The 18,918-nt window shown below is 65.6% G+C and carries 15 protein-coding genes; 5 read left to right on the forward strand and 10 right to left on the reverse strand.

What is annotated here, in order from left to right; genetic code table 11:
• Positions 1-6: 6 nt before the first annotated feature.
• Both ABD002_RS00225 and lysS read right to left on the reverse strand, forming a co-directional pair.
• Positions 7-1,119 carry an HD domain-containing phosphohydrolase gene (locus ABD002_RS00225; RefSeq protein ID WP_343786715.1) on the reverse strand — a complete coding sequence of 371 codons (1,113 nt, stop codon included), beginning with the start codon at positions 1,117-1,119 and terminating at the stop codon, positions 7-9.
• Between the two features lie 189 nt (positions 1,120-1,308).
• Positions 1,309-2,862: a lysine--tRNA ligase gene (gene lysS / locus ABD002_RS00230; RefSeq protein WP_343785926.1), complete on the reverse strand. Its 1,554-nt coding sequence runs from the start codon at positions 2,860-2,862 to the stop codon at positions 1,309-1,311.
• A 260-nt stretch (positions 2,863-3,122) separates the two neighbouring features.
• Between lysS and ABD002_RS00235 the strand changes: the two genes are divergently transcribed.
• Entirely contained in the window at positions 3,123-3,890 is a 768-nt protein-coding gene (locus tag ABD002_RS00235; protein WP_343785928.1) for a hypothetical protein, read from the forward strand.
• Between the two features lie 54 nt (positions 3,891-3,944).
• Here ABD002_RS00235 and prfB read toward each other — a convergent pair.
• From prfB to carA, 7 genes are all read right to left on the reverse strand, one after another.
• Positions 3,945-5,070 (reverse strand): peptide chain release factor 2 gene (gene prfB, locus ABD002_RS00240; RefSeq protein ID WP_343785930.1). Its coding sequence is split into 2 segments (ribosomal slippage): positions 3,945-4,994 and positions 4,996-5,070, totalling 1,125 coding nucleotides; the frame shifts between segments, so codons are not numbered across the junction.
• Between the two features lie 68 nt (positions 5,071-5,138).
• The gene (gene asnB, locus ABD002_RS00245; RefSeq protein ID WP_343785932.1) at positions 5,139-6,821 is read right to left on the reverse strand and encodes an asparagine synthase B; all 1,683 of its coding nucleotides are present in this window, start codon (positions 6,819-6,821) and stop codon (positions 5,139-5,141) included.
• 258 nt (positions 6,822-7,079) lie between these two features.
• Positions 7,080-8,810 carry a single-stranded-DNA-specific exonuclease RecJ gene (gene recJ, locus ABD002_RS00250; RefSeq protein WP_343785934.1) on the reverse strand — a complete coding sequence of 577 codons (1,731 nt, stop codon included), beginning with the start codon at positions 8,808-8,810 and terminating at the stop codon, positions 7,080-7,082.
• A gap of 51 nt (positions 8,811-8,861) precedes the next feature.
• Complete coding sequence (greA, locus tag ABD002_RS00255; protein WP_343785936.1) at positions 8,862-9,341, reverse strand: transcription elongation factor GreA; 480 nt, start codon at positions 9,339-9,341, stop codon at positions 8,862-8,864.
• Positions 9,338-12,562: a carbamoyl-phosphate synthase large subunit gene (gene carB, locus ABD002_RS00260; RefSeq protein ID WP_343785938.1), complete on the reverse strand. Its 3,225-nt coding sequence runs from the start codon at positions 12,560-12,562 to the stop codon at positions 9,338-9,340. The genes greA and carB overlap by 4 nt, the downstream gene beginning before the upstream one ends.
• A gap of 5 nt (positions 12,563-12,567) precedes the next feature.
• On the reverse strand, positions 12,568-12,966 hold the full coding sequence (locus ABD002_RS00265) for a hypothetical protein (protein ID WP_343785940.1): 399 nt from the start codon (positions 12,964-12,966) through the stop codon (positions 12,568-12,570).
• A gap of 5 nt (positions 12,967-12,971) precedes the next feature.
• The gene (gene carA / locus ABD002_RS00270; protein ID WP_343785942.1) at positions 12,972-14,111 is read right to left on the reverse strand and encodes a glutamine-hydrolyzing carbamoyl-phosphate synthase small subunit; all 1,140 of its coding nucleotides are present in this window, start codon (positions 14,109-14,111) and stop codon (positions 12,972-12,974) included.
• A gap of 210 nt (positions 14,112-14,321) precedes the next feature.
• On the opposite strand from carA, the gene ABD002_RS00275 reads away from it, so the two are divergent.
• The 3 genes from ABD002_RS00275 (at position 14,322) to ABD002_RS00285 (ending at position 17,462) form a co-directional block, all read left to right on the forward strand.
• Positions 14,322-15,050 carry a 2OG-Fe(II) oxygenase family protein gene (locus ABD002_RS00275; protein WP_343785944.1) on the forward strand — a complete coding sequence of 243 codons (729 nt, stop codon included), beginning with the start codon at positions 14,322-14,324 and terminating at the stop codon, positions 15,048-15,050.
• 121 nt (positions 15,051-15,171) lie between these two features.
• Entirely contained in the window at positions 15,172-16,683 is a 1,512-nt protein-coding gene (locus ABD002_RS00280) for a trypsin-like serine protease (RefSeq protein WP_343785946.1), read from the forward strand.
• Entirely contained in the window at positions 16,683-17,462 is a 780-nt protein-coding gene (locus tag ABD002_RS00285; protein WP_343785948.1) for a TatD family hydrolase, read from the forward strand. Before ABD002_RS00280 ends, ABD002_RS00285 begins: the two co-directional genes overlap by 1 nt.
• A gap of 54 nt (positions 17,463-17,516) precedes the next feature.
• On the opposite strand, the gene tcdA is transcribed toward ABD002_RS00285, so the two are convergent.
• Positions 17,517-18,314 carry a tRNA cyclic N6-threonylcarbamoyladenosine(37) synthase TcdA gene (gene tcdA, locus ABD002_RS00290; protein ID WP_343785950.1) on the reverse strand — a complete coding sequence of 266 codons (798 nt, stop codon included), beginning with the start codon at positions 18,312-18,314 and terminating at the stop codon, positions 17,517-17,519.
• A 76-nt stretch (positions 18,315-18,390) separates the two neighbouring features.
• Between tcdA and ABD002_RS00295 the strand changes: the two genes are divergently transcribed.
• Entirely contained in the window at positions 18,391-18,783 is a 393-nt protein-coding gene (locus ABD002_RS00295) for a hypothetical protein (protein ID WP_343785952.1), read from the forward strand.
• Positions 18,784-18,918 lie beyond the last annotated feature (135 nt).

The raw sequence follows: 18,918 nt of genomic DNA on the forward strand, positions 1-18,918 counted from the left end.
GCCGGATCAGACACCGAGACTCGGCGGCGCCAATCTGGCGTGCAGGATTTCGAGAATACGCGTTTGATTGGCAAGTAGGGCATCTACGCAGGATGGATCAAAAAGCGTGCCACTGTTGGCCTTAAGGTAGTCGAAGGCCTCTTCCGGGGACCAGGCATGCTTGTAGGGCCGCTCCGACGTCAGCGCATCGAATACATCGGCGACCGCGACGATGCGCGCCGGAAGCGGAATCTCTTCGCCCTTGAGACCGTCCGGATAGCCACTGCCATCCCAGCGCTCGTGGTGACGCAAAGCGATCAGGGCGCCCATCTGCACGAAACGGCTCGGGCTGTCGCGCAGGATCTCGTAGCCGATCAGCGGATGCCGGCGCATGGCCGAGAATTCCTCTTCGGTCAGGCTGCCACGCTTGAGCAGGATCGCGTCGGGAACACCGATCTTGCCGATATCGTGCAGCGGCGCGGCCGAGGTCAGGGTGCGGACGTCCTCGTCGGCCATGCCCATGGCTTCGGCAAGGACCTCGGCGTAGTGCGACATCCGCAGCAGGTGAATGCCCGTGCCGAGGTCGCGGTATTCGATCGCCTTGGCCAACCGGTACAGGGTTTCGCGCTCGCGTTGCTCGACCTCGTGCAAGCCCTCCAGGACCCGTTCCTCGAGCGAACGCGCGCGTTCCTTGATCGATTCGCCCTGCTGGCGCAGTTGCAGAAGGTTCTTGCAGCGCGTGCGCAATTCGCGCGGCCGTACCGGCTTGACCAGGAAATCAATGACCCCGGCCTCGAGCGCGGCCTGCCGCACGGGCTCGTCGCCGACCACGCTGATCAGCACGATCGGCACGTCACGGCGTGACAGTGAGCGTCGGAACCGGCGCGCGAACTCAAGGCCGTCCATCTCGGGCATGCGGTAGTCGAGCAGCACGAGATCCGCGACGTTACCCTCGGACCAGCGCAGTGCTTCGACGGGATTCCCGAAATCGGTCGCGTGAATGCCAGGCCCGATCGCCTCGACGACATGCCGGAGCATCGTCCTCGCGGAAGGCTGGTCGTCGACGATCAGTACATTCACGCAAACTCTCCGCAATGGGCGCAGGTCGGGCGATCCATTCGCGACGATCCGTCGACACATCGCCCGCTGGCGACGCACCGGAAAGTGGCGCAGAAACGGCTGCGCAGCCGGCACCGAGTTCGCTGCCATTAGGCTAGCACACCCGTCCGGAACGATCCGGCCTGGCAGGCGCCAGGCTTCGGAACTGCCGCGCAGCTCACACCGCGAGAATTTCGCGGCGCCCCGTCAAAGTATACAAAGTATTTGAACTCATGCTTGCGGACGCATGTACGGGAACAGCAGGACGTCGCGGATCGAGGGTACATTCGCGAAAAACATCACCAGGCGGTCGATACCGACGCCGAGACCGCCGGTCGGCGGCATGCCGTACTCGAGCGCGCGGATGTAGTCGGCATCAAAGTGCATTGCTTCGTCGTCACCCGCATCCTTGGCCTGCACCTGGGCGAGGAAACGCCGGGCCTGATCCTCGGGATCGTTGAGCTCGGAGAATCCGTTGGCCAGTTCCTTTGCGCAGATGAACAGCTCGAAGCGGTCGGTCACTTCAGGATCGGCATCGCTCGCTCGCGCCAGTGGCGAGACTTCGGTCGGGTACTGGGTGATGAAGGTCGGCTGCACCAGCGTGTGCTCGACGGTCTTCTCGAAGATCTCGAGCAGCAACTTGCCGGCGCCATAGTCGGACTTGATCGCGATGCCGAGCCGCGTGCAATGTCGAGCCAGCGCGTCGCGGTCGCCGATCTCGTGCCCGCCGATCTCGGGATTGTGATGACGTACGGCCTCGGCCATGGCCCAGCGCCGAAACGGCGCACCGACGTCGATCTCACAGCCTTCCCAGCTCAGATTCGTTCTGCCGAGCGTCGCCTGCGCGGTCTCACGGATCATCGCCTCGGTCAGGTCCATGACGTCGGTGTAGGTTGCGTAAGCCTGGTACAGCTCGAGCATCGTGAACTCGGGGTTGTGCCGCGTCGACACCCCCTCGTTGCGGAAATTGCGGTTGATCTCGTAGACGCGCTCGAAGCCGCCGACGACGAGGCGCTTGAGGTACAGCTCAGGCGCAACTCTCAGGAACATCTGCAGGTCGAGCGCGTTGTGGTGCGTCACGAACGGCTTCGCGGTCGCGCCTCCCGGAATCGGATGCATCATCGGCGTCTCGACTTCCATGAACCGCCGTGGCGCGGCTTCGAGCCACTGCCGGATGTAGCGGATCACCGCCGAGCGCAGTTCGAATACACGCCGCGCTTCCGGCGTCACGATCAGGTCGACATAGCGCTGGCGATAACGCTGCTCGACATCGGCGAGGCCGTGCCACTTGTCCGGCAACGGTCGCAGCGACTTGGTCAGGAGGCGCAGCGCCTCCACGCGCACTGACAACTCGCCCGTCTTGGTGCGCATCAAGGTTCCCGCGGCACCGACGATGTCGCCGACATCCCAACCCTTGAACGCCTCGTAGACGCCCTCGCTGACCGTGCCCTGGTGGATGAACAGCTGGATACGCCCGCTGACATCCTGCATCTGCACGAAACTGACCTTGCCCTGCACGCGCTTCAATACGATGCGTCCGGCTACCGCTACGCGGCGTGCAGCAGCGTCGATCGCTTCCGCGCTCCAGCGCTCCGCATCCGAGAACTCGGCCTGCAGATCGCCGGCAAAAGCGTCGACACTGAAATCGTTCGGGAAGGCGATGCCCTGTTCGCGCAACGCGCGCAGCTTCTCGCGCCGTTCCGCGATCAATTTGTTCTCGTCAGCGGGCTGTGCAGTGGCCGGGGTCGGGTCGACTGTCCCGGCGGGACCGGTGTTGGACGTCATCGTTGTATCCGTGAGGGTGTGGCAGGCGTGATGCCCGTGCGTTGCGATCGCGCGAATTTCGTTTGCATCGTACAGCGGCAAAAACACGCAGTTTAATCCAGTTACCCCACTCCGCGCCCACGATTGCGTGGCGATTCGCGAGGTCCATACTGCACGTCCCGTCGCATTGGCGGTAGCGCCGCCCGGGCGGGGTATCCACGACATCCACTGACGGAGGACGAACTATGAAAGCTCGATGTCTCCATTCGACGCTGGCTGCGATGCTGGCGCTGGCGCTGGTGTTTGTGCTGCTGCCCGGGATGGCGGCCGTTGCCGCCGACAAGGCGATGCCCAAGGCTGCGCCCGGCAATATCGCCGACAGGTGGGTCCTGTGGCCCAAGGCCGGCCAGGAAAAGGAATTCGAGGCGGCGGTCAAGCAACATGCCGCCTGGCGCAAGAATGCCGGCGAGCCGTTCACCTGGGTGACCTACCAGCCGATCGTCGGCACCGACCTCACCTATTACGTGATCCGCTCCGATGACCACCAGTGGAAGGATTTCGATGCCGAAGAAGCCTGGGAAACCAAGGCGAAGGCCAATGACGCCTACGAGCAGCAGGTGGGCGTGCACGTCGCGCGGGTAGAGCATTTCTTCGAGGAGACCGATGCCGAGCACAGCCAATGGATCGACAGCAAGAATATCAAGGACTACAAATACTTCGGCGTTTACTCGCGGCGCCTGAAGGGCGGCTCACGCGGCGAGATGGCGGCTGCGCTGGCCAAGATCCAGAAAGGCATAACGGATGAAAAATGGCCGTACCACTACCGGCTCGCCTGGCTGATCGGTGGCGCTGACCGCCTGCGCATCGTCATTCCGATGAAGAGCTACGCCGACATGGCCGACCCTGATCCTCCGTTGCGCAAGGTACTGGCGAAATCGCTGGGATCGGAGGAGTCCGCCGACGCAACACTGAAGCAGTTCAGCAGCTCGTTCGAGGACTATGACTACACGGTCTATGCCATCCGGCCGGACTTGTCGACGCAGAGGTAGTACACCGCACGCATCGATGCGCCCCTCCCGGACTTCGGGAGGGGCCGTTGCCGCTCAGGCATCCGCGCGCTTGGCGCCCGCCTCGAGGCCGGCCTTCAGACTCGCCTCGATGAATCCATCGAGATCGCCGTCCAGCACCTTCTGCGTGTCGGTGCGCTCGATACCGGTGCGCAGGTCCTTGATGCGCGACTGGTCGAGCACGTAGTTGCGGATCTGGCTGCCCCAGCCGATGTCCGACTTGGTCGCTTCCAGCGCATCCTTCTCGGCGTTGCGCTTCTGGATCTCCATCTCGTAGAGCTTGGCCTTCAGCATCTTCATCGCGCGGTCGCGGTTCGCGTGCTGCGAGCGCTCGGTCTGGCAGGCCACCACGATGCCGCTCGGTCCATGCGTGATGCGCACCGCCGATTCGGTCTTGTTGACGTGCTGACCACCGGCGCCGGACGAGCGATAGACATCGGTCTTGAGGTCGGCTGGGTTGATCTCGATATCGATGTCGTCGTCGACTTCCGGCGAGACGAACACCGAAGTGAAACTCGTGTGGCGGCGGTTGTCCGAGTCGAAGGGAGACTTGCGCACCAGCCGGTGCACGCCGATCTCGGTCTTCAGCCAGCCGTAGGCGTAGTCGCCCTCGACGCGGAACGTCGCGCTCTTGATGCCGGCGACTTCACCCGCCGAAGCTTCCAGCAGCTCGGTCTTCCAGCCGCGCGCCTCGGCCCAGCGCAGATACATGCGCAACAGCATCTCGGCCCAGTCCTGCGCCTCGGTGCCGCCGGCACCGGCCTGGATGTCGACGAACGCGTTCGCGCTGTCCATCTCGCCGGAGAACATGCGCTGGAATTCGAGCTTCTCGACTCTCGCGGCGAGCGCCTCGACGTCGTCCGCAACCGCGACCGCGGTGCCCTCGTCGCTCTCGCCGATCGCGAGGTCGAGCAGGTCACCGGCTTCGGCCAGGCTCTCGGTCAGGTTGCGGATGCCGCCGACGATGCGGTCCAGGCTCGCGCGTTCCTTGCCGAGATCCTGCGCGCGCTGCGGGTTGTTCCAGATGTCGGGGTTTTCGAGTTCCCGGGTTACTTCCTCGAGACGTTCGGCCTTGGTCTCGTAGTCAAAGATACCCCCTAAGCGACTCGACGCGGCCCTTGAGGTCCGCGATGCGCGAGAGGATCGGATTGGTTTCGATCATGGGTTGAACCAGTGGCTGCGGGCTGCCGGTCGGCGCCGTCGGTAAAGCACGCAAGGATAGCAAACAGGTCATGCCAGTGCGTGGCTGTGCACATCGCGCACCGCCCTGCCCGATGGATCGGCCGCGTTCGCGAACGCAGGATCCCAGGCCAGCGCCGCGGGTGACGAACAGGCGATCGACTTGCCGCCCGGCACGGTCGCCGCGCAGGCTTCGCCCGGGAAATGCTGCTCGAAGATGCGTCGGTAGAAATAGGCCTCCTTGGTTGCGGGCGTGTTGAACGGGTAGCGCGCAGCCGCCGCGGCGAACTCGCGATCGCTGACCGCCTGCTCCGCGTGGGCCTTGAGGCCATCGATCCAGCCGTAGCCGACGCCATCGCTGAACTGCTCCTTCTGCCGCCACAGGATCGCATCGGGCAGCGCGCCCTGGAATGCCTCGCGCAGCACCGCTTTCTCGATCCTGCGGCTTCCGTCCGGCAGGGTCCCGGCCATCTTGTGCTTCGCATCCATGCCCATCGCCACGTCGACGAATTCGAGATCGAGGAACGGCACGCGTGCTTCCACGCCCCACGCCATCATCGCCTTGTTCGCGCGCAGGCAGTCGTAGCTGTGCAGTGCATCGAGCTTGCGCACGGTCTCCTCGTGGAACGCCTCGGCGGAGGGCGCCTTGTGGAAGTACAGGTAACCGCCGAAGAGTTCGTCCGAGCCCTCGCCTGAGAGCACCATCTTCACGCCCATCGCCTTGATCCGTCGTGCCAGCAGGAACATCGGCGTCGCGGCGCGGATCGTGGTGACGTCATAGGTTTCGATATGCCGGATCACTTCCGGCAACGCATCCAGGCCTTCCCAGAACGTGTAGACGAAGCCGTGGTGCACGGTGCCGAGCGCATCCGCAGCGACCTGTGCAGCAGCGAGGTCCGGCGAACCTGCGAGTCCGATCGCGAACGAATGCAGGCGAGGCCACCACGCTTCGCTGCGGTCATCGTCCTCGATGCGCTCGCGCGCATAGCGGGCGGCGCAGGCGGCGACCAGCGAGGAATCCAGTCCACCGGAAAGCAGCACGCCGTACGGCACGTCGGTCATCAGCTGTCGATGCACGGCCTGCTCGAATGCGCGGCGCAATATCGGCGCAGTCACTTCCGTGCCCTGCGTATGCGCGTGGTCGCGCCAGGGTTTGTGGTAGTAGCTGCGCAGTTCACCGTTCGCACTGTCGTAGACATGGCCCGGCGGGAACGCCGCCACGTCGGCGCAAACGCCGACCAGTGCCTTCATCTCCGAGGCGACGCACAGACGCCCGTGCACGTCATGGCCCCAGTACAGCGGACACACGCCGATCGGATCGCGCGCGATCAGGTAGCGTTGCACCGCGCTGTCCCACAACGCGAACGCGAAGATGCCGTTGAGCTGGCCGACGAAGTCCGCACCCTGTTCGCGGTACAACGCGTTGATCACTTCGCAGTCGGAACCCGTCGTGAAGTCGTATGCGCTCGTGGCGCGCAACTCGCGGTGGTTGTAGATCTCGCCGTTCACCGCCAGCGCCAAGGTACCATCGCGCGAACACAGCGGTTGCGCGCCGCTGGCCGGATCGACGATGGCCAGGCGCTCATGCACCAGGATCACGCCGGCATCGACGAACACCCCGCTCCAGTCCGGCCCACGATGGCGCTGGCGCTGCGACAGCTCCAATGCCAGCCGGCGTAACGCGGCGAGGTCGTCGCCCGGCTGCAGATCGAACATCCCGAAGATCGAACACATGTGAGTTTCCCTCGTTGAAAAGCCATGCCTGAAAACGACGAAGGCCCGCACTGGGCGGGCCTTCGTCGCGTAGGGTTTTCGTCGAACTGCGGCTACGCGCCGGCCCACCTGTGGCTGCAGGCGTTATTGTTCGAACGGTTATTGCCGGCCAGCGCCGACGCGCGCACGAGTGGCGCGGCGATTACGGATTGGCTGGCGGGACTGCGATGCATGTGCCGATAGGAGCAGATTCGCGAGCCCGATGCAAGTGAGCGCATCTCAGATCGTCTCGATGTGTCGCACCAGCAGCTGCAGGCTTTCGCGGCCGTTCCACTCATTGAGGTCGAGCTGATAGACCGCGCGCAACCGCGATGGTGGCGGCATCACCTCGAGCGCATTGAACATGATCGCGTCGAGCGCCTCGGCACGGTCGGGAAAGCGCAGCCGCATCTTGAGGTGGCGTTCGCCGACCGCACGCCAGGACTCGACCTCGAACACGTTGTCGAATGCGGGTTCCGGAAATGCCTGCCCCCACGGACCGGCATAACGCAGCGCTTGTGCGGTGTCGACGGTGAAGTCGACGGCGTCGAGCTCGCCATCACTCCACACGTGATGCTCCAGCAACTCCGGGTCGAGACGTCGCCGCGCGACTGCATCGAACTCGGCGGCGAAACGCGGCAGATTGGCTTCGTCCAGGCTCAGGCCGGCCGCCATCGCATGACCGCCAAAGCGCGCGATCAGGCCGGGGCAGGTCGCATCGACCTCGGCCAGCGCATCGCGCAGGTGGAAACCGGCGATCGAGCGCGCTGAACCGCGCCACTCGCTGCTGCCCTCGCCCACCGGCGCACAGGCGACCACCGGGCGATGCAGGCGTTCCTTGAGCTTTGAAGCAACCAGCCCGACCACGCCGGGATGCCAGTCCGGCTCGGACAGCACGATGCCGTATGGCAACGCGCCGTCGCGATAGCGCTCGATGAAGCGGGTGACCATGGCCTCGCCCTGCTCGACCATCGTCGACTGCAATTCCTGGCGTTCCTGGTTGATCGCTGACAGGCGCTCGGCGAGTTCACCCGCGCGCTCCGCGTCATCGGTCAGCAGGCACTCGATGCCGAGGCTCATGTCGTCCAGCCGGCCCGCTGCATTGATGCGCGGACCGAGTGCGTAACCCAGGTCGCTCGCGACCGCGCGCGTCATGTCGCGCCCGGCGGTCTTGCAGAGCGCCGCGATACCGGCACAGCAGCGTCCTGCGCGGATGCGCTTCAGGCCGGCCTCGACCAGGATGCGGTTGTTCGCATCCAACGGTACGAGGTCGGCGACGGTGCCGAGGGCCACCAGGTCGAGCAGGACGGAAAGGTCCGGTTCGGCTCGCCCGGCAAACGCTCCCGCGGCGCGCAGATGCGCGCGCAACGCCAGCAGCAGATAGAACACGACACCGACACCCGCCAGCGACTTGCTGGGAAACCCATCGCCGGGGAGGTTCGGGTTCACGATCGCATCCGCGTCCGGCAATGTATCCCCGGGCAGATGATGATCGGTCACGACGACGCCGATGCCGCGCTCGCGGGCTGCGGCGACGCCTGCGTGACTGGCGATGCCATTGTCGACGGTGAGAATCAGGTCCGGCGCGACATCTGCCAATGATTCGACCAGCCCCGCCGACAGGCCATAGCCATCGCGAAACCGGTTCGGCACGCGGTAGCAGACATCACGCGCGCCGAGCTGACGCAAGCCGCGCACGGCGGTGGCGGTGCCGGTCGCGCCATCGGCATCGAAATCGCCGACGACGCAGATGCGCTGGTCCGCGGCGATCGCTGCGGCAAGCAGGTCGCAGGCGCGTTCGATGCCGCCCAGCGCGGAGGGCACGGCAAGATCGGCGAGACGCATCTGCTTGACGTCACCGGGTGCAAGGCCACGTGCGGCAAAGATCCGGGCCAGGATCGGATGCAGATGGACCGGCCACGCGTGTCCGCAATCAACGGCCACGCGTCGCCGGATCTCGGCTGGCTTCATGCGGATCGCATTGCCTTAGTCATGAGCCGCGCACGCATGGCGGACGTGCTCTCAGACTTCGTAGCGCACGCCGGTGATTTCGTAGTTGCGCGTGCCGTTCGGCGCCTGGAACTCGAAGCTGTCGCCAGCGCTCTTGCCGATCAGCGCGCGTGCGAACGGTGACGAAACCGAAATCAGGCTCTGCTTGATGTCGGCTTCGAGATCGCCAACGATCTGGTAGCTGACCTCCTCGCCGGAGTCCTCGTCGGCGAGTTCGACGATCGCGCCGAACACGATGCGCGAGCCCGCGTTGAGGCGTGCCACGTCGATCACCTCGGCATGCGACAAGGCCGCCTCGAGCTCGTTGATGCGACCCTCGATGAAACCCTGCATCTCGCGTGCCGCGTGGTATTCGGCGTTCTCCTTGAGGTCGCCGTGCGCGCGCGCCTCGGCGATCGCGGCGATGATGCGCGGACGTTCCTTCCCCTTCAGGCGGTCCAGTTCGCTGCGCAGGCGCTCGGCGCCCTTCTTCGTCATCGGGGGGCGCTTCATGCCAGTTCCTTGTGCAGTTCCTGCAAGCTGTTCACATCGGTGCTGTCGCGGAAGTCCAGCGAATGCAGCAGCGCGCGCGCGCCGCTGACCGTGGTCGAATAGGTGACGCGCTGCTGCAGCGCTTCGCGGCGGATCGAGAACGAGTCGGCGATCGCCTGCTTGCCCTCGGTCGTGTTCACGATGAACGCGATCTCGCCGTTCTTGATCAGGTCGACGATGTGCGGGCGGCCTTCGAGCACCTTGTTGATGCGTTCGCAGGCGATGCCGTGCGCGTCGAGGAACGCGTGCGTACCGCTGGTCGCGACGATGCCGAAACCGCGCCGGACCAGATCGCGCGCGATATCGAGCAGGCGCTCCTTGTCCCCGTCGCGTACCGAGAGGAACGCCTTGCCCTGTGTCGGCGCGGCGATGCCGGCGGCTTCATGCGCCCTGGCGAACGCGGCGCCGAAACTGCGGCCGACGCCCATCACCTCACCGGTCGAGCGCATCTCCGGCCCAAGGATGGGATCGACGTTCTGGAACTTCAGGAACGGGAAGATCGCTTCCTTGACCGAGTAGTACGCCGGCACGACCTCGCGCGTTGCCCGCTGCGCGGCCAGCGATTGGCCGACCATGCAGCGCGCAGCGATCTTCGCAAGCGCGACACCGGTGGCCTTGGCGACGAACGGCACCGTGCGCGATGCACGCGGATTGACTTCAAGGATGAAGATCGTCTCGCCCTGCACCGCGAACTGCGTGTTCATCAGGCCGACGACCTTCAGCTCGCGGGCGAGTACCGCGACCTGGCGGCGCAGTTCGTCCTGCATCGCCGGCGACAGCGAATACGGTGGCAGCGAGCACGAGGAATCGCCGGAATGCACGCCGGCTTCCTCGATGTGCTCCATCACGCCGCCGATCAGTACATTGCCATCAGCATCGGCGACGATGTCGACGTCGACTTCGCCGGCGTGATCGAGGAAGCGGTCGAGCAAGACAGGCGAAGCGTCGGATACGCGCACCGCCTCGCGGATGTAACGCGACAGATCCGCGTCGTCGTGCACGATCTCCATCGCGCGGCCGCCGAGCACGTAGCTCGGCCTCACGACCAGCGGATAGCCGATCTCGCGCGCCAGCGCGAGCGCCTCGTCGGCGTTGCGCGCGGTGCGGTTCGGCGGTTGCCTGAGCCCGAGCTTCTCGACCAGCTTCTGGAAACGCTCGCGGTCTTCGGCGAGGTCGATGCTGTCCGGACTCGTTCCGATGATCGGCACGCCAGCCGCCTCGAGCGCGCGCGCGAGCTTCAGCGGCGTCTGCCCGCCGTACTGCACGATCACGCCCTTCGGTTTCTCCTTGTCGACGATCTCGAGCACGTCCTCGAGCGTCAACGGCTCGAAATACAGCCGATCCGAGGTGTCGTAGTCAGTCGACACGGTTTCCGGATTGCAGTTGACCATGATGGTTTCGAAACCATCCTCGCGCAGCGCGAGCGCGGCGTGCACGCAGCAGTAGTCGAACTCGATGCCCTGGCCGATGCGGTTCGGGCCGCCACCGAGCACGATGATCTTGTCGCGCGCGGTCGGCTCGGCCTCGCACTCTTCCTCGTAGGTCGAGTACATGTAGGCGGTCGTCGTCGCGAACTCGGCCGCGCAGGAGTCGACGCGCTTGTAGACCGGCCGCACGTTGAACGCGCGACGCAGATGGCGCACGGCGTTCTCGTCGGTGCCGACCAGTTCGGCCAGGCGCGCGTCGGAGAAACCCTTGCGCTTCAAGCGCAGCATGCGCGCGGCATCGAGCGCGGCGAGACCGCCGGTCTTGATCTCCGCTTCGGTTCGCACGAGATCCTCGATCTGCACGAGGAACCATGGATCGATATGCGTCAGCGCGAACACGTCCGCGCCGGAAAGCCCCGCGCGGTAGGCGTCGGCGACATAGAACACACGGTCCGGACCCGGCTCCTTGAGTTCGCGCTTGAGCGTCGCCAGCCCTTCCGGCGTCGCCGTGTCGAGCTTGCTCGGGTTCAGTCCGTTCTTGCCGGTTTCCAGTCCGCGCAAGGCCTTCTGCAGCGATTCCTGGAACGTGCGGCCGATCGCCATGACTTCGCCGACCGATTTCATCTGCGTGGTCAGGCGCGAATCGGTGGCCGGGAACTTCTCGAACGCAAAACGCGGAATCTTGGTGACCACGTAGTCGATCGCTGGCTCGAACGAGGCCGGGGTCTTGCCGCCGGTGATTTCGTTCCTGAGTTCATCCAGCGTGTAGCCGACCGCGAGCTTGGCCGCGACCTTGGCGATCGGGAAGCCGGTTGCTTTCGATGCCAGCGCGGACGAGCGCGATACGCGCGGATTCATCTCGATCACGACGACGCGGCCATTCTCGGCATTCACGCCGAACTGCACGTTGGAGCCACCGGTGTCGACGCCGATCTTGCGCAGCACCGCGATCGAGGCGTCGCGCAGGCGCTGGTATTCCTTGTCGGTCAGCGTCTGCGCCGGCGCGACCGTGATCGAGTCGCCGGTGTGCACGCCCATCGGGTCGAGGTTCTCGATCGAGCAGACGATGATGCAGTTGTCCGCAGTGTCGCGGACGACCTCCATCTCGAATTCCTTCCAGCCGAGCACGGACTCCTCGACCAGCACCTCGTGCACCGGCGAGAGGTCGAGGCCGCGCTTGACGATCTCCTCGAATTCCTCGCGGTTGTAGGCGATGCCGCCGCCGCTGCCGCCGAGCGTGAAGCTCGGCCGGATGATCGTTGGATAGCCGACCTTGGCCTGGATCTCCAGCGCCTGTTCGAACGACTTGGCGACTTCCGCCTTCGGACAGTCGAGGCCGATGTCGGCCATCGCGTGGCGAAACAGTTCGCGGTCCTCGGCCATGCGGATCGCATCGCGCGAGGCACCGATGAGCTGCACGCCGTACTTCTCGAGCACGCCGTGGTCGGCGAGGTCCAGCGCGCAGTTCAGCGCGGTCTGGCCGCCCATCGTCGGTAGCAGCGCGTCGGGTTTCTCCTTCGCGATGATCTTCTCGACGGTGCGCCAGTTGATCGGCTCGATGTAGACCGCATCCGCGGTCTCCGGATCGGTCATGATCGTCGCCGGGTTCGAATTGACCAGGACGACGCGGAAACCCTCTTCCTTCAGCGCCTTGCAAGCCTGCGCGCCGGAATAGTCGAACTCGCAGGCCTGGCCGATGACGATCGGGCCGGCGCCGATGATGAGGATCGTGTGGAGATCAGTTCTCTTGGGCACTGCGTTTACCTTGATTCCTGCTTTGCGCCTTGCTCTGGCTTCGCACCCGGCTCCGGCTGGGCCGGCACCGTGGACGGCAGCAGGCGGATGCTGCGCACGGTTTCGCGCGGCACCGACAATTCGATCGAGCCCGCTTCCGGGCCGAGCTGCAGCGTCAATGCCGGATTTGTGTACTTGACCAGCTTGCCGCGGCGCACCGTGTTCAGCGTGGTCTCGACGGCGATCTCGGCGCCGATGTGATGCTCGAGCGCCTCGTAGGCGACCGCTTCACCGACCGGGCGCACGACTTCGACCGTCTTCGCAACGGCCGCCGCGTGCTGCGCAGCGTGTACGGGCAGGCAGGCCGAGCACAGCGCGAACGCCGTGGCGGCGACTACGAGATGCAGATGGCGAGGTTTGAGCATATCGATTACGCCGCGGCAGCCGCGCGCGCCTCCATGAGTTGGATGAATCGATCGAACAGGCCGGCCACGTCGTGCGGGCCGGGACTGGCTTCCGGATGCCCCTGGAAACTGAATGCCGGTGCATCGGTGAGCATGATGCCCTGCAACGAACCATCGAACAGCGAACGGTGCGTCGTCTTCGCGTTCGCGGGCAGGGTCGACTCGTCGACCGAGAAGCCGTGGTTCTGGCTCGAGATCATCACGCGGCCGGTTTCGAGATCGATGACCGGGTGGTTCGCGCCGTGATGGCCGAACTTCATCTTGAGCGTGCGCGCGCCGACGGCGAGACCGAGCAACTGGTGGCCGAGGCAGATGCCGAACAGCGGCAGTCTGGCGCGGATGAACTCGCGCATCGCCGCGATCGCGTAATCGCAGGGCTCCGGATCGCCGGGGCCGTTGGACAGGAACACGCCGTCCGGGCGCAGCGCGAACACCTCGCTGGCCGGCGTCTGCGCTGGTACGACGGTAATGTCGCAACCGCGGTCCGCCAGCATGCGCAGGATGTTCTGCTTCACGCCGAAGTCGTAGGCGACCACACGGAAGCGCGGCGTACGCGCGGCGAACGCGGCGCGATCGAGGTCGTAGCTGCCTTCGCGCCAGACGTAGCGCTCGCGCACCGAGACGACCTTCGCGAGATCCATGCCGCTGAGTCCCGGGAACGCACGCGCCGCAGCCAGTGCTGCCTCTTCCGAAATCTCCGCTCCAGCGACGATGCAACCGCTCTGGGCGCCCTTGTCACGCAGGATGCGCGTGAGCCGGCGCGTGTCGATCTCGGCGATCGCGACCACATGATTGCGCTTGAGATACGCGTCCAGCGTCTCCTCGGAGCGCCAGTTGCTCGCCGCCAGCGGCAGATCGCGGATCACGAGGCCGGCGGCGTGCACCTGCGTCGACTCGGCGTCCACCGCGTTGCAGCCGGTGTTGCCGATGTGTGGATAGGTCAGAGTGACGATCTGCCGCGCATAGGACGGATCGGTCAGGATTTCCTGATAGCCGGTCATCGCGGTGTTGAACACGACTTCGCCGACCGTCTGTCCCTCCGCGCCAATGGAAACGCCGCGGAACAGGCTGCCGTCGGCAAGTGCGAGGAGAGCGGGAATCGTCATGCTTTCGCCTAAGGTCGTCGTGGGATGCACATCAGGGGTCGCGTCGACACCGGATGCGACAGCACCCGCGGGCTGGCAACGACCAGTCCGTGGGGCGTAAAAAAGGAATCAAGGCGAGCGCGGATTTTAGGGCTGCGCCGCCGCGCTGTCCACCGCGGAGTCTACAATCCGCATCATTGGGCAGCCTGACGACCGCAAGCCGGATGACCGATGAACGCTGTACCGCTTTCGCCTGACCGCAGCGCCGACGATGGTCACCTGCTCGATCCGGCGCGCCTGGACCGGCCGGATACGCTCGTGTGCACGCTGCCGTTTCCGTTCATGGTCGCGCATGCGCAGCTGCCGAGCGCTGCATCGGACGAGCTCGCGCGCGACTTCCCGCGTTATCCCAGCGCCGGCTTCTTCCCGCATGAGGTCGGCGACTGCGGCGCGAGCATCAACCGCCTGATCACCGAGCTGACATCGAGTGAATTCGCCGACGCGATCGGTGCGCGGCTCGGCGTACCGGAGCTCGGCACGTATCCGAGTCTGGTCACGATCTGCCGTGCCCTGAACAAGCGCCACGGCACGATCCATACCGACAGCAAGTCCAAAGTCGTCACCGCCCTGCTCTACCTCAACGAGAGCTGGCCGGATATCAGTGAAGGCTGCTTCCGTTTCCTGAACAGGATCGATGATATCGACGATGTCGTCATGTCCGAGATTCGCCCGCTGTACGGCAATCTCGTTGCGTTCAGGCGCGCCGACAACTCGTTCCACGGCCACCTGCCGCATGAAGGCGAGCGCCGCGTGATCCAGGTCGCGTGGCTGACCAGCGAGGACGAAAAGCTGCGCAAGACCCAGCGCGGAAAGCTCTCGCGCCTGTTCAAGAAGCTGTTCGGCGGTCTCGATCGCAGGCTCGGCGCCGGCCGCGATCGCAACGCGGCGCATCGCGACTGATCTGGCAGCCGCGCAGCGCGGTCTGCACACTGCACCACTCGCGGAGTGGCATCGCATGTTCGGCTTCCACTCGCGTCGCGGCACGCCGTATGCTCGCGCCCGTCGCGACAATGGACGAACCATGCGCCACCCCTTACTGAGCGCCGCCCTGACGTCGTTGTGCGCGCTGCTCGCCATGAACGCCGCACCGGCCCTGGCCCGCCAAGGCGAGCTTCCCTACAGCCTCGCGCACCGCGCCAAGTCCTCCATCGTCATACCTGTCGAGGACGTCGCCGCCATCGACGCTGTGCAGCAGCGTGCGGAGACGGACGCGGCGGCCACCATCATCGGCCCGCATGCGAAGCGTCTGCAGGTCGCGATCGGCAACCGCGTCTCGATATCGCCCGATCGCAGCGGTGTCTGGCAGACCTTGCCGGACGGATCACAGCTTTGGCGCGTCCAGCTGCGCGCAGTGGGCGCCACCGACCTGCGCCTGGGATTCGCTCGGTTCGCGTTGCCAGCCACTGCAACGCTCTACGTGATCGGCGCCGACGCGTACTACCAGGGCCCCTACACCGCGGCCGACGCGCTGAATGCGCGCTTCGATGCGCCGGTCGTGCCGGGTGATACCGCGACGGTCGAGGTGCGCGTGCCCACGAACACGTGGTTTTCACCCCGGATGCTGGAAGTGGTGAATGTCGGCGCGGGCTTCCGCGATCTGTTCGGCCGCAGCAAGGCCGTCTCCGGACCGGGCACCTCAGGCGCCTGCAACATCGACGTCGTCTGCCCGGCCGGCCAGCCCTATCCCGACGAGATGCGCGCGGTCGCCCGCTACGAATACCAGGCTGACGCCGACCGCAATCACTATTACTGCACCGGCACGCTGCTCGCCGACGTACCACGCGATCGCAGGAATTACTTCCTGACGGCTGCGCATTGCGCATCGACCGACAGCGAGGCCGCCTCGATGGTGGTCTACTGGAACTACCAGTCGACGCAATGCGGCATCCTGAGCGCGCCCGCCGCCGGCTTCTTCAACGACGACCAGCACGGCGCCACGCTGCGCGCGACGCGCGCCGATGTCGATTTCACCCTGGTCGAACTGGTCCAGGCACCCGATCCCGCGTGGAACGTCTACCGTGCCGGCTGGGATGCGAGCAACACGGTCCCTGTGGGCACGATCGGCATCCACCATCCGTCCGGCGACGTGAAGAAGATCACCGTGGGCCCGTCGCCCGCGACGACCGGCAATTGCATCGCCTCCACCCAGACGCTTGCGAGTACGCACTGGCGGACCGGACCGTACTCGCTCGGAACGACCGAGAGCGGCTCGTCGGGTTCCGGCCTGTTTTCGGTTGCCGACAGCAGCCCGCACGCGCGCCAGCTGATCGGCGTGCTCAGCGGCGGCGACGCCGCATGCGCGACCTCGCCGCCGACTTCGCCGAACGCGGGCAATGACTGCTACGGCAAGCTGGCGGTCGCCTGGGACGGCGCCAGTGCCGTGACGCGCCTGCGCGACTGGCTCGACCCCGCGAACACCGGCACGAAAAGCCTTGCAGGCGGTGACCAGCTCGTACCGCCGCCTCTGCCCCGATTGCAGCATTCGACGCACGTCATCCCGACGATCCTCCTGCAGCAGTCGCGACGGCGCTGATGCTGATCGACTCGCACTGCCATCTTGACGCCGCCGAATTCGACGCGGATCGTGCCGAGGTGATCGCGCGCGCCGAAGCCGCCGGCGTCAGCGCGCAGATCGTCCCCGCGATCGCGTTGTCGGGTTTCGCGAAACTGCGCGACTTGTGCGCCTCGAACACCAGCCTGCATCCGGCGTATGGATTGCACCCGATGTATCTCGCCGAACACCGGCCCGAGCACCTGCGTGCGCTGGGTGAGTGGCTCGAGCGCGAGCGGCCGGTCGCGGTGGGTGAATGCGGGCTGGACTTCTTCGTCGAGGGTCTCGACCACGACGCGCAGCGCATGTACTTCACGCGCCAGCTCGAACTCGCACGTGATTTCGACCTACCGGTGATCCTGCACGCGCGCCACGCGCTCGACGACGTGATGGCGGCGATCCGCCGCGTCGGTGCATTGCGTGGCGTCGTACACAGCTTTTCCGGCAGCGAAGAGCAGGCGCGCCAGTTGTGGAAGCTCGGATTCTGCATCGGCCTGGGCGGGCCGCTCACCTACGATCGGGCCAAACGCCTGCGTGCGATCGTGGCACGCATGCCCATCGAATATCTTCTGCTCGAGACCGACGCACCGGATCAGCCGCTCGCCGGCCATCGCGGCGAACGCAACGAGCCGGCACGGCTGGCCGAGGTGCTGGCAACCGTCGCCGAGCTGCGCGGTGAGGAAACCGCCGCCGTGGCGCTCGCGACCTCGCGGAACTGCGAAAGGTTGTTCCGATTGCCGCGCGCCGTCTCCGTCAACTGATGCCGGCGAATCAAGTGGTTCGCAGGCGAAATTCCGGCCTGCCGAGGACCAGGATCAACTGCCCGCGGCGACGCCGGAAAGCAGCTTCGACAACGCGCGCGACACCGCCGCGAACGCGAAGGCGGCGGTCACATGGGTCGCAGCGCCGAGGCCCGTGCCGCAGTCGAGTTTCAGCGCCTCGCCGTGCCCAGGCCGCGTGCCACAGACGCTGCCGTCGGCCTGCGGATAGCGCACGTTCTCGCGCGAATAGACCGCCTGTACACCGAAATAGCGTTTCGGCCCGCGCGGGAAGTTGAATTCCTCGCGCAACTTCTTGCGCACCAGCGCGAGCATCGCGTCGTGTTCGGTCTTCGACAGGTCGCGCACCGCGATCAGGGTCGGATCGGTCCGTCCGCCGGCCGAACCGCAGGTGATCAGCGACAGCTTGCGACGCCGGCACCAGGCGATCGTCTCGACCTTGACGCGGAACGCGTCGCAGGCGTCGATGACGAGGTCGTAGCCGCGATCGAGCAGGCCCACGAGATTGGAAGGCGTCACGAATTCCTCGACCGCATCGACCTCGATGCGCGGATTGATCGCACGCAGGCGCGCCGCCATCGCGGCGACCTTGGGCTTGCCGAACTCGCCGTCGAGCGCGTGCAACTGGCGGTTCGTGTTGCTGATGCAGATTTCGTCGGCATCGATCAGCGTCAGTCGACCCAGGCCGCTGCGCGCCAGCGCCTCGACCGCCCACGAGCCGACACCGCCGATGCCGACCACGCAGACATGCGCGCGCGCCAGGCGCGCGACGCTGCCGGTGCCATACAGGCGGTCGATGCCGCGGAAACGTTCGTCGATCAGTGACTGTTCCATGAGGGCGCGCAGGGTACCTTGTTTTGGCACTTCTGCGTCCGCACTAGAATTGCCGATCCCCGATTGAAATACTGCCATGCGCTACCTCGTCTGCCTGATCGTCGGCCTTGCCATCGGCGCCATCGTCGCGAGCATGACCGTCAATGCGTTCGCGCGCCGCGACGCCTGGCCGCGCGGGCTGATGAACGTGATGCAGCACGAACTCGTCGACGCACGCGCGGCGGCGCGCAGCGGCCAATGCGCAGCGCCGGCAACGCGCAACTCGGCGGCGCACCTGCAGTTGATCGCGGACGATCTCGAACGCGCCCTGCTCGCGCCGGGCACGAAGGATCGGGTACTCAGCCAGTATGCGAGTGACTTCCGCGCAGCCGTCGCCCAATGGGACAGCAGCGCCGATTGCGCGCGTCAGACCGCGGCACTGACTACCGTCGCGAACGCCTGTGATGCGTGTCATCGCGACTACCGCTAGTTCTCCTAACTCGCGAGCGGGCATTGCAGCCAATTATAAAACTCGATAGTATCGTTATTCCGATCTCCTCGTGACAAAAGAGATGACTGAGGCAGGCGTTTCGCGCGCAACATCGCGCCTGCAGCGGTTCACGGC

The organism is Dokdonella soli (assembly GCF_039523175.1).
Taxonomy (GTDB): Bacteria; Pseudomonadota; Gammaproteobacteria; order Xanthomonadales; family Rhodanobacteraceae; genus Dokdonella_A; species Dokdonella_A soli.